Here is an 11,615-nt window from a genome sequence, read left to right on the forward strand (position 1 = left end):
GGGCGCGGGGCGCGGGGCGCGGGGCGCGGGGCGCGGCGGGCGCTGGTCAGGTCAGGTTGAAGAGGGTGGCGGCGCTGTTCCAGCAGACCGCGCGTAGCCAGTCGTCGCCCAGGTCCAGCCGGGCCAGGCCGGTCACCTGGTCGGCGTACGGGTAGGGGATGTTCGGGAAGTCGCTGCCCAGCAGCACCTTGCCGGCCAGGCCCAACTCGCGCAACCGGGGCAACTCGTCGGTGGGGAAGGGGACGAACTGGTCGAAGAAGGGCGTGAGCGCCATTGTAGTGTCCAGCCGGACCTGCTCGTACGTCTCGGCGAGGTCGAGGAAGGCCCGGTAGTCCGGGGCGCCCAGATGGGCCACCACGGCGGGCAGCCGAGGATGGCGGGCGAGCAGGGCGGCGAACGGGTCCGGGCCGGTGTGCGCGGTCCCCACCGGGGCGTGCCCGGCGTGCACCACCACCGGCACACCCGCGTCCGACAGCATGCCCCACACCTGGTCCAGCGCCGGGTCGGTCGGCGCGAAGCCGCCAACCTGGAGGTGCAGCTTGAACAGTCGGGCACCGTCCGCGAGGGCGGCCTCGACGTACCCGGGGGCCTCCGGCTCCGGGTAGAACGTGGCCGAGGCCAGGCACCCGGGGGTGGCGCGGGCGAAGTCCAGCGTCCAGCGGTTGAGGTCCGCGGCCATGCCCGGCCGGTGGGCGTACGCCAAGGCGCTGAACGCCCGCACCCCGAGCCGGTGGAGGTGCGCGACCCGGTCGGCGTCGCTCCACCGGTAGAGGATCGGCCATTCGGTGCCGACCAGTGGCCCGGCGGCGTCGAAGTAGGCCCACACCCGACGCAGCAGTCGCGGCGGTAGGAAGTGCACGTGCACGTCGGCGAGGCCGGGCAGCCCCAGGGCGCGGCAGAACTCCGGTACGTGTTCGTCCGCGGCCGGCGGGACTGCCGACGCCCGATCGGTCATATGTCGATGTCGAATCGGCTCAGTACCGAGGGCGCGAGCAGGCCGACGGTGGCGAGCGCCGAGACGACGGTCAGCGCGATGCGCATCCCGACCACTTCGGCCTTGCTGCCGACGCGCAGGGCCATGCTGTTCGGCAGACCGATCATCATCCACATGCGCCGCTTGATCGGGATCGGCCAGAGGATCGGCACGCCGGCTCGGGTGATCATGTCGCCGAGGATGTGCACGAAGCAGCCCACGCCCAGCGCGGTGCCGATCAGCGGGTAGCCGCGGCCGCCCGGCAGGTTGGCGTAGGTGAACCAGGCCGCGCCGGCCGACGCGAGCGTGATGATCACCCAGCCGGCCCGCTCGGCCCACTCGTCGAAGAGCCCGCGCAGCGCCAGGCCGAACATGAAGAACAGGATGGTGATGACCGCCCACTTGCCGTACGCGGCGCAGAGCGCGGTAGTGCCCCAGCCGACCAGCACGGTGAACGGCAGCGTGTGGGTCAGCGTCCGGTGCCCGTTGTTGCGGCGGGGGTCCCTGCTGAGCTTCGTGGCGTAGTAGACCCCGAGGGAGATTTTCTCCATCACCTCGGCGGCGAAGAGCGAGAAGACCCCGAAGGTGCGGGCCACGGTGGCGCCACCCTGGTTCTTGGTGACCTTGCCCGACATGTCGAGGTCGGGAAAGAGCGCGCCACCGGCGCACACCGCAGTGCCCACCGCCAACGCGAGCGGCGACTGGTGGTAGTCGGCGAACTGCTCCAACGCCCAGGAGCCAGTCAGCCACACCGCCGCGCCGGACAGCGCGTGTTGCGGTCCCATCATCTCGGCTCACCCTCCCCAGGGATCTTGAGCGCCCAAAACTACGCCACTGTAGTCAGCGTCGGCGCCGCAGGGGCATCACCCGGCAGGTCCACATCGGACCGTGTCACAGGGTGGGGGTGAAGCTCTGCCGGATCATCGGCAAGTATGCCGCGTTGACCTGCCAGTCGAACTCTTCTGTCAACCACGAGACGGTGTAGGAACGGTCCGCCGAGGTGTTGGCGAGCAGCCGGAAGCTGTGCACCGGAACACCGAGGGCGTTCTGCCAGCCGCACTCCCAGACCGCGCCACCCTCGAAGATGTCCATCGCGGAGATGTCCACCTTGCGATAGTCCGGCAGCGCCGCACTCGCGGTCAGCCGGGCCTCCTCGGCCTTCCAGTAGGCCACCGGGTCCGCGCGGGCCGGCCCCACCTCGACGCTGAGTACCCGGGACTCGCCGGATCTCCGGAAGCAGGTCGCCGGTCCCTCGGTCCAGCGCGCCCAACCCACCGGCACGGCGATCCGAAAACCGGTCGGGTCGTCGTACCAGGTCCAACCCTCGCGCAACCCGTATTTCACGTCGGCTGGTGGTGCCACCGACACCACCGGGGTCGCCGACGGTGGCGGGGACGACGCGCAGGCGAACGCGGCCGGCCGGGAGGTCGGCGCGCCGCCGCCAGCGCCGGACGGTGGGGCCTGCTCGTCGTGTCGGTTGAGCAGAGCCAGCGTGACGCCTCCCGCGACGAGCAGGGCAGTGGCCGCACCGCCCAGCGCGATCAGGCGGCGTCGTCGGCGGGGCCGGCTCGGCGGGCGCGGGGTCGGGGTCGCCGGTGCGTCGGGCGGGGTCACCGGTTCGACCGGATGGGGCGCGATGGCCCGGCCGGCGCTGCGGACCGCCGCGACCGCCGAGGACCGGACCGACCCGGCGGACTCGTCGTGGCTCGCCGCGGCACTGCTCAACAACGGCTCGACCTCCGCTGCGGTCAACCGTCGCCAGGGGTCGCGCTGCAACAGGCCGTCGAGGACGGGACGCAACGGGCCGGCCCGACGCATCGGATCCGGTGGTTCGGTGGCCAGCGCGCTGAGCGTCGCCATCGCGCTCGACCTCGCGTACGGTGACTGCCCCTCGACCGTCGCGTAGAGCGTCGCGCCCAGCGACCACAGGTCGGTGCGGGCATCCGACACCCCTTCGCGGGCCCGCTCGGGGGCGACGAACTGCGGTGAGCCGAGCACCGTGCCGGGGCCGGTCATCACACCGTCACCGCCGTCGAAGGTGGCCAGCCCGAAGTCGGTGAGCACCACCCGCCCGTCGTCGGCCACCAGCACGTTGTGCGGCTTCACGTCACGGTGCAGCACTCCGGCGGCGTGCGCGGCCCGCAACGCGGCGAGCACCGCCAGCCCGATCTGGGCGGTGCGCTGCGGACTCAGTGGCCCCTCGGCGCTGATGATCTGCTGCACCGACCGCGACGGCACGTACTCCATCACGATCCAGGGGCTCTCCCGGTCGTGCACCACGTCGTAGATGCGGACCACGTTGGGGTGGTTGAGCCGGGCGGCGGTGCGTGCCTCACGGAGGGTCCGCAGCCGCAACTCCTCGCGTTCGGCCTCGGCCAGCCAGGACGGTGGCACGACCTCCTTCACCGCCACGTCGCGATGCAGCATCTCGTCGCGAGCAAGCCACACCCGGCCCATTCCGCCGGTGCCGACCAGGTCGAGCAGCCGGTACCGACCCGCGATCAGCAACTGATGCACGGTCGCTCCCCCTCGGTCACCCCGGGGTCCACGATAGCCACCGATGCCGGCTTAATCATCCACTGAGCGGCCTCGATCCACGCCGGACGGTGGTCCGGATCATGGCCATACGGTGCAGGTCAGCGGGGTGGTCGGAAACTATCTCGCACCAGTTCCCAGTCGGCTGCCGCGCCGGCCCAGTCCCTGTCGTCGGTGATCCAACCCAGCGTCCAGCGGTCGGCGTCGAGGATCTGTTGCCGGGCGCGCAGCCAACCCCCGTGCGGCGTCTGCCAGCGGCACTCCCACTCGGCGCCGCCGTCGCCCCCGGCGAGCCGGATCTCGTCGTACCCCGGCAAAGCGCCCGCCCTGGCTGCCGCGTCGCGGACGGCCCGTAGCCGCTGCACCGGCTCGGCGGCGCCGCCCTCGGTGACGCTGAAGGTCCGGCCGGTCGCCGGGTCCTGGAAGCACGCCACTCCGTCGTCGCGGGAGGTCAGCCACGTGGCCGGTACGGAGACCCGGAAGCCGGCGGCGTCGGCGTACCAGACCCAGCCGGGTGGTGGCCGGAACTCTTCGTCCGGGTTGGGCGTGCCAGCCTGCACGGGCGCACCGACGATGTCGGGGCGGACACACGCGAACGGGGGCGGAGGGACGTCCCGCCCACCGGGCGGCGGGCCGGGGCCGAACGGCCCGCCATTGGGCGGACGGTTCGGCGGCGGGGAGGACCAGCCGGTGGTGTTGCCGGGCTTGTCACCGGTGACGGTCAGCGCGGTGCCGACGCCGGCCAGGACGGCCACCAGCAGCGCCACGGCGACCACCGCCACCCGGCGCGCGGTACGCCCGGCGGCCGCCGGATCCGGGGTTGGCGTCGGGGCGACGCCGCCGGCTGCGGCCGCAGCGTCCAGGCCGACGGCCGGGTCGGGCAGCGGAATGGTGGGGTGCTGGTCGTCGGAGTCGTCGGCGGGCTGGGCGACCGGGCCAGGCGCGGCCCCGTCGGCCGAGGGCCGGTCGGCCGACGGCGGCGGGTCGGCCCGGCCGGTCGCGGCGGTAGTGAGCAACCGACGGGCCGTGTCGTGGTCGAGGCGGTCGTGCGGGTCGCGGCGGAGCAGCCCGTCAAGCACCGGCGCGAGCGCCCCGGCGTGCGGGGCCGGGTCCGGTGGGCCGGCGGCCAGCGCGCTCAGGGTGGCCATCGCGGTGCTGCGGGCGTACGGGGACCGCCCCTCCACCGCGGCGTGCAGGGTCGCCCCGAGCGACCACAGATCGGCGGCCACCGTGGACGCCCCCTCGGCGGCTCGCTCCGGGGCCACGTACTGGGGGGAGCCGAGGACCATGCCGGGGCGGGTCATCGCGCCGTCACCGTCGTCGAAGGTGGCCAGCCCGAAGTCGGTGAGCATCACCCGCCCGTCGTGCGCCACGAGCACGTTCTGCGGCTTGATGTCGCGGTGCAGCACCCCGGCGGTGTGCGCGGCCTGTAGCGCGTCGAGCACGGCCAGGCCGATCCGGGCGGCGCGGGCCGGCTCCAGCGGCCCCTCGGCGTCCACCACGTCCTGAAGGGTGCGGGACGGGACGTACTCCATCACGATCCACGGGTTGCCGTCGACCGCGACGACGTCGTAGAGCCGGACCACGGCGGGGTGGTTGAGTCGGGCCGCGGCGCGCGCCTCCCGCATGGTGCGCGAGCGCACCTCGGCCCGTTCACGATCGGCCAACCAGCTCGGTGGAACGATCTCCTTGATCGCTACCTCGCGGTGCAGCATCTCGTCCTGGGCGCGCCACACCCGACCCATGCCCCCGCGACCCACCAGGTCGAGCAGTCGGTACCGACCGGCGATCAGCACCTGTGCACGCTCCTCCTCAGCCGCTGTCCGGGCTACACCCTAACCAGCGGATCGGAAGTGACCTATCGGTCGTCCGACTCAGCTCAGCATGCGGCGTGGTCGGCGGCGGCGAGCAGGTTCCCCTCCGGAATGGCGATCCGGGTCCGTCCGCCGGCCAGTCGGGCGGCGGCGCGTCGGGCCTGCACGGGACCGTGCTCGCGACGAGCGGTGGCGTAGCTGGCGGCGGTGCGGGCCGCGATGGTGGCCCAGCCGTACCGCTCGCCGACCATGGTGCGGGCCCGGCGGGCCAGCCGCCGGGCGAAGACCTCGTCGCCGAGCAGCTGACCGACCGCGCCGGCGAGCGCGTCCGGGTCGCTGTGCGGGAAGGTCACCCCGGTCACGCCGGGTTCGACGATCTCGGCGAGGCCGCCGGTACGGGCCACGGCGAGGGGCGCTCCGGCGGCCGCCGCCTCCAGCGCCACCATGCCGAACGGCTCGTAGAGGCTGGGCACCACTGTCGCGTCGGTGGCGCCGAGCATGGCCGGTAGTTGGGTGGAGTCGAGGAAACCGGTGAACCGGACGGTCGAGCTGAGCGCCAGCCGCCGGGCCTCCGCCTCCAACTCGGTGCGGTACGGGCCGTCGCCGGCGATCACCACCCGCAGCCCCGGGTGCCGTTCGCGCAGCCGGGGGACGGCGTGCACCAGGTGCTGGACGCCCTTCTCGTAGACCAGCCGTCCGGCGTACCCGACCAGCGGGCCGTCCCCGGCGAACCGTGCCCGGGCCGACGCGACCGCGCGGGGACGGGCCCGCCAGGCCCGGTCGTCGACCCCGTTGGGCACCACGTCGACCTGGCTGGCCGGCACGTCGAACAGCGCGGTCACCTGGTCACGCATGTAACCCGAGCAGGTGATCACCCGAATGGAGGAGCCGCTGAGCCAGTGCTCGACGCCGTGGATGGTGCGGTTCATCTCCTCCGGCAACCAGCCCTGATGCCGCCCGGCCTCGGTGGCGTGCATGGTGGTGACCAGCGGGAGGTCCAGGTGCTCGGCGAGGGTGACGGCGGTGTGCGCGACCAACCAGTCGTGCGCGTGGATGACGTCGTAGGAACCGGCCTCGGTGGCGCGCAGGGCGGTGCGGGTGAGGGTGTGGTTGAAGGCCATCGTCCAGGCCAGCAGCGAGCTGGTGGCGAGGGGGAAGGTGACCGGGTCTTCGGGGGCGCGCAGGATGCGCACGCCCTCGGCGTACTCCTCCAGGGGTGCGCCGTCGCTGTGCCGGGTGACGACGGTGACCTCGTGGCCGGCGGCGGCGAGGGCGACGGAGAGGGCGTGCACGTGTCGACCGAGACCGCCGACGAGCACCGGCGGGTACTCCCAGGAGAGCATCAGCACCCGCAGCTGTCGGGCGGGGTTGATGTCGATCACGTGGGCATCGAGTGACATGCGGCCCCCTTTGAGTTGTCCCCGGGCGCGCGCCGACCGACACCGGAATCGATGTCGCCGTCGCGTCTGGATCGAGGCCAATCCTGCCGGGATCGCGATAACCAGCGGCGACACCACCGTTGCGGTCGTGTAAAGCGCTACTGGCCCTTTCGACGCACCCGCAGCAGCTCGGCCACCGACCAGGCCTGGAACGGGCAGCCGGTAGCGGTGTGCGGCGCGAGGCCATCGGCCGTCTCGCTCACCGAGCCTATCCCATATTCCATTAAATGGGACTCAATGCCGACGAACACGTCATCGACCGACATCTTGCCCCGGCGGGCAGCGTCCACGTACGGGCCGAGCAGCCACGGCCAGACCGTGCCCTGGTGGTAGCCCCCGTCCCGGTCGGCCGGGCCACCCCGGTGCCGACCCACGAACTCCGTCGAGTCCGGGGCGAGGCTGCGCGGTCCGAGCGGGGTGAGCAGCCCGGCCGCGATCCGCCGCAGCGTCGCCTCGTCCGGCTCCATCGGCGCGTACGGCAGCGACCAGGCCAGCAGCTGGTTGGGGCGCAACGCGTCGTCGTCGTGCAGGGCCGCGCCACCCAGCGGGTACGCCGGCGCGGGCGCGTCCAGTACGTCGTGCAACCACCCGGTCGGGGCCGGGAACCGCTCCCGGAACGAGGCGGTGGCCTGCCCATGGTGTCGCCACAGCTCGTCGGCGTTCTGCCCGGCCAGCTCGGCCAGCTCCGCGAGCCCGGCCAGCCCGTTGATCCACAACGCGTTGACCTCGACCGGCTTGCCGGTACGCGGGGTGACCGGCACCCCGTACACCCGGGCATCCATCCAGGTCAGCGCGGTGCCGGCGGCACCCTGGGTGAGCAGCCCGTCGGCCGGGTCGACCCGGATCCCGTACCGGGTGCCGGCCACGTGGGCGTCGACTACGGCGCGCAGCGCGGGCAGCAGCTCGTCGCCGAGGTCGGTGTCGCCGGTGACGGTGACGTGCCGGCTCACCGCGTGCAGGAACCACAGCGTGCCGTCGACGGTGTTGTACTCCACCCGACCGGTGTCGGCCGTGTTGGCGAGCATCCCCTCGGACAGCGTCGCCGCGTACGCCCGCAGCAGCTCCCGACCCTCGTCGGCGCGACCCGTGCAGAGGAACAACCCCTCGTACGAGATCATCGTGTCCCGCGACCACGCCCCGAACCACGGGTAGCCGGCCACCACGTCGACAGCCGCCTGGTTGGTGCGCACCACGAACGCGTCGGCGGCCAGCGCCAGGGTCGCCTCCACGTCGTCGGCCGGCTTCGCCGTCGCCACCACCCGCCGGTTGCGCCGCCGGGCGGTCGCCACGATCTCCGTGGCCGGCGGCGGCTCCTCGTCGAGTCGACCGGCCCAGGCCCGCACCGACACCGTGTCGCCGGGGCGTTCCAGTTCCCCGGAGAAGCGGCCCGCGTACCAGAGGTCCTCGTCCGGGTGCAGACCCCGGTTGGCCTCCTCGCGGTGGTGCACGCCCAGCCACCACTGCCCCTCGGGCACCCAACCCGGGCCGGCCAGCCGGTACGCGCCCTCGACCACCGCGCCGTCGGCCACCGCCTCGACCTGCGGGATCGGGCCGTCGGCCCGCCGTTCGCCGTGCGCGTCCCGCCAGGTGCAGGCGGCCGACAGCTCCAGTCGGACGGGACCGCCGGCGACCAGCCGGTGCACCACCGCGACGCAGGAGCGGCCGGGCAGCATCGCCAACTCCCGTTCGATCACCACCGCGCCGATCCGCCACCGCCACCGGGGAAGCCCGTCGACCAGGTCGAAGCGCTCCAACAGCTCGAAGCCGCGCGGGTCCACGTCACCGGAGGCCCACTCGTGCGCGCCGAGGCGTACCCGGGCGCCGGACGGCAGGGTGACCGCCGGATCAAGGCTGACCAGTCCCACCTGGCGGGACGCCAGCGTTTCGCCGGGAACCACCAGCAGACCGTGGTAGCGACGGGTCCGCAACCCGCCGACCGTGCCCATCGCGTACCCGCCGAGGCCGTCGGGGACCAGCCACTCCCGGCTGGCCGCGCTGGTCAGATCGCCGCAGACCTGCGGGCCGAAGTGAATGTCGATCAACTTTCCTCCACCGGCGGCGGGGTGTAACACGCCACGACGAGAATGGCCGCTGTGGTCAAGTACCGCGGCGACGTCAAAGATGTGCACGTGATCATTGACCGATCGTCCTCCGACGCCTCGCCACCCGACGCTGAGCGGCTCCGGCTCGCCCAGGCCGACTCGGGGGAGCAGGACTGGCGAGCATGGGGTCCCTATCTGTCCGAGCGGGCCTGGGGGACGGTACGGGAGGACTACAGCGAGCACGGTACGGCCTGGGACTACTTCCCGCATGACCACGCGCGGTCCAGAGCCTACCGGTGGAATGAAGACGGGATGGCGGGCGTCTGCGACGAACGACAGACCTTCGCGTTCGCCCTGGCCCTCTGGAACGGCAAGGACCCGATCCTCAAGGAGCGGATGTTCGGCCTCGGCGGCGACGGCGGCAACCACGGCGAGGACGTCAAGGAGTACTGGTGGTACGAGGACTCCACGCCCACCCACTCCTGGATGCGCTGGCGCTACCACTACCCGCAGGCCGCCTTCCCGTACGACGAACTCGTCGCGGTGAACGCGTTGCGCGGCCGCGACGACACCGAGTACGAGCTGGTGGACACCGGGATCTTCGACGACGACAGGTACTGGGCGGTGACCGTCGACTACGCCAAGGCGTCCCCGACCGACCTCTGCATGGTGGTGACCGTCGCCAACCGGGGCGACCAGGCGGCCACCCTGCACGTCCTGCCCACCCTGTGGTTCCGTAACACCTGGTCCTGGGGTCTGCCCGGCGGTGATCGGATCCCCCGGCTGACCGGCCAGGGCACCCGGCTCGTCGGCGAGCACCGGGTGCTCGGTCAACTGCTGCTGGAGGGCGACGGCGGCCCGGTGCCGCTGCTCTGCGACAACGACACCAACGCCGAACGGCTCTGGGGCCTGCCCGGCCGGTCCCCGTACCCGAAGGACGGCATCAACGACCACGTCGTCAACGGCGCGGCCACTGTCAACCCGGCCCGGGAGGGCACCAAGGGCGCACTGCACTACGTGCTCGACGTGCCGGCCGGCGGGCAGCGCCAGATCCGGCTGCGGCTCACCCGTACCGCGTCGCCGCCGGCCGCCGCGCCGCCGCCCCCGGCCGACCTGAGCGAGGGCTTCGAGGCCGTGGTGTGGGCGCGGCGGGCCGAGGCGAACCGGTTCTTCGCCGGAGTGATCCCGCCGGCCGCCACACCCGACGAGGCGCTGGTCGCCCGGCAGGCCATCGCCGGGCTGATGTGGGGCAAGCAGTTCTACCACTTCGACGTCAAACGCTGGCTCGAAGGCGACCCGGGCTCCACCCCGCCGCCGGCCGGGCGTCGGCACGGGCGCAACAGCGCCTGGTGGCACATGACCAGCTTCGACGTCATCTCCATGCCCGACCCGTGGGAGTACCCCTGGTACGCGGCCTGGGACCTGGCCTTCCACTGCGTGAGCATCGCCCGGGTCGACCCGGGCTTCGCCAAGGAGCAACTGCTGCTCCTGCTCCGCGAGTGGTACCTGCACCCCAACGGGCAGATCCCGGCGTACGAGTGGGCGTTCGGTGACGTGAACCCGCCGGTGCACGCCTGGGCGGCGCTGAAGGTGTTCGAGATCGACGGCGGCCGGGACTACGAGTTCCTGGCCCGGGTGATGCACAAGCTGCTGCTCAACTTCACCTGGTGGGTCAACCGCAAGGACACCGGCGGCAACAACGTCTTCGAGGGCGGCTTCCTCGGGCTGGACAACGTCGGGCCGTTCGACCGCTCGGCGGCGCTGCCGGTCGCCGGCGTGCTGGAGCAGTCCGACGGCACCGGCTGGATGGCCATGTACGCGCTCAACCTGCTGGACATGGCGATCGTGCTGGCCGAACATGACCGGACCTGGGTGGACACCGCCACCAAGTTCTTCGAGCACTTCGCCTACATCGCCGCCGCCGCGTACGAGCAGGGGTTGTGGGACGACGAGGACGCCTTCTTCTACGACGTGCTGCGCCTCGCCGACGGCACGAAGGTGCCGCTGAAGGTCCGCTCCGTGGTCGGGCTGCTGCCGTTGGCCGCCACCACCCGGCTCACCGCCAGGACCCTGCACCAGCTACCGGAGCTGGGCGCCCGGCTGCGCTGGTTCCTCACCAACCGCCCGGAGTACGCCCAGGTGATCGGCACCCGCCGCCTCGGCCCCGACGGTCGGCAGCAGCGGCTGCTGTCCATGGTCGGCCCGGAGCAGGTTGTTCGCCTGCTCGCCCGGATGCTCGACCCCGACGAGTTCCTCTCCGATTTCGGCCTCCGTACGCTGTCCCGCGCACACCTGGACAAACCGTTCTCGGTCACCCTCGGCGGGCAGGAGTTCTCCGTCGGCTATGAGCCGGCCGAGTCGACAAGCGGGCTGTTCGGGGGCAACTCGAACTGGCGCGGTCCGATCTGGATGCCGACGAACTTCCTGCTGATCAGCGCGCTGCGGGACTACGCGGCGTTCTTCGGCGACGACCTCCAGGTGGAGTACCCGACCCGCTCCGGGGTGAAGCGCACCCTGGACGAGATCGCCGACGACCTCTCCGCCCGGCTGATCTCGCTCTTCACTCAGGACGACTGGGGCCGCCGGCCGATCTACGGTGCCGCTCAAATGTTCCAGACCCACCCGGACTGGCGCGACCTGATCGCCTTCCCCGAGTACTTCCACGGCGACAACGGCGCCGGCCTGGGCGCCTGGCACCAGACCGGGTGGACGGCCCTGGTCGCCGACCTGATCCTCACCCTGCGCCGCTGACCGCACACCTTCCGCCCCGTGCCCGCGCCCGCCCGTGCCCGCGCCCGCCCGTGCCCGCACC

General features: G+C 72.5%; 7 protein-coding genes. 1 reads left to right on the plus strand and 6 read right to left on the minus strand.

What is annotated here, in order from left to right; translation table 11 throughout:
- Positions 1 to 46: 46 nt before the first annotated feature.
- The 6 genes from ABZU52_RS29745 to ABZU52_RS29770 form a co-directional block, all read right to left on the minus strand.
- The gene (locus tag ABZU52_RS29745) at positions 47 to 955 is read right to left on the minus strand and encodes an amidohydrolase family protein (protein WP_354974269.1); all 909 of its coding nucleotides are present in this window, start codon (positions 953 to 955) and stop codon (positions 47 to 49) included.
- The gene (locus ABZU52_RS29750; RefSeq protein WP_354974270.1) at positions 952 to 1,761 is read right to left on the minus strand and encodes a metal-dependent hydrolase; all 810 of its coding nucleotides are present in this window, start codon (positions 1,759 to 1,761) and stop codon (positions 952 to 954) included. Before ABZU52_RS29750 ends, ABZU52_RS29745 begins: the two co-directional genes overlap by 4 nt.
- Positions 1,762 to 1,864: 103 nt before the next feature.
- Entirely contained in the window at positions 1,865 to 3,490 is a 1,626-nt protein-coding gene (locus tag ABZU52_RS29755; protein WP_354974271.1) for a serine/threonine-protein kinase, read from the minus strand.
- Positions 3,491 to 3,609: 119 nt separating this feature from the next.
- Positions 3,610 to 5,304: a protein kinase gene (locus tag ABZU52_RS29760; RefSeq protein ID WP_354974272.1), complete on the minus strand. Its 1,695-nt coding sequence runs from the start codon at positions 5,302 to 5,304 to the stop codon at positions 3,610 to 3,612.
- Positions 5,305 to 5,387: 83 nt separating this feature from the next.
- Complete coding sequence (locus ABZU52_RS29765) at positions 5,388 to 6,722, minus strand: glycosyltransferase family 4 protein (RefSeq protein ID WP_354974273.1); 1,335 nt, start codon at positions 6,720 to 6,722, stop codon at positions 5,388 to 5,390.
- A 137-nt stretch (positions 6,723 to 6,859) separates the two neighbouring features.
- The gene (locus ABZU52_RS29770; RefSeq protein WP_354974274.1) at positions 6,860 to 8,803 is read right to left on the minus strand and encodes an amylo-alpha-1,6-glucosidase; all 1,944 of its coding nucleotides are present in this window, start codon (positions 8,801 to 8,803) and stop codon (positions 6,860 to 6,862) included.
- Between the two features lie 42 nt (positions 8,804 to 8,845).
- On the opposite strand from ABZU52_RS29770, the gene ABZU52_RS29775 reads away from it, so the two are divergent.
- Complete coding sequence (locus ABZU52_RS29775; protein WP_354974275.1) at positions 8,846 to 11,554, plus strand: glucosidase; 2,709 nt, start codon at positions 8,846 to 8,848, stop codon at positions 11,552 to 11,554.
- Positions 11,555 to 11,615 lie beyond the last annotated feature (61 nt).

The organism is Micromonospora sp. NPDC005220, assembly GCF_040607895.1.
Classification (GTDB): Bacteria; Actinomycetota; Actinomycetes; order Mycobacteriales; family Micromonosporaceae; genus Micromonospora.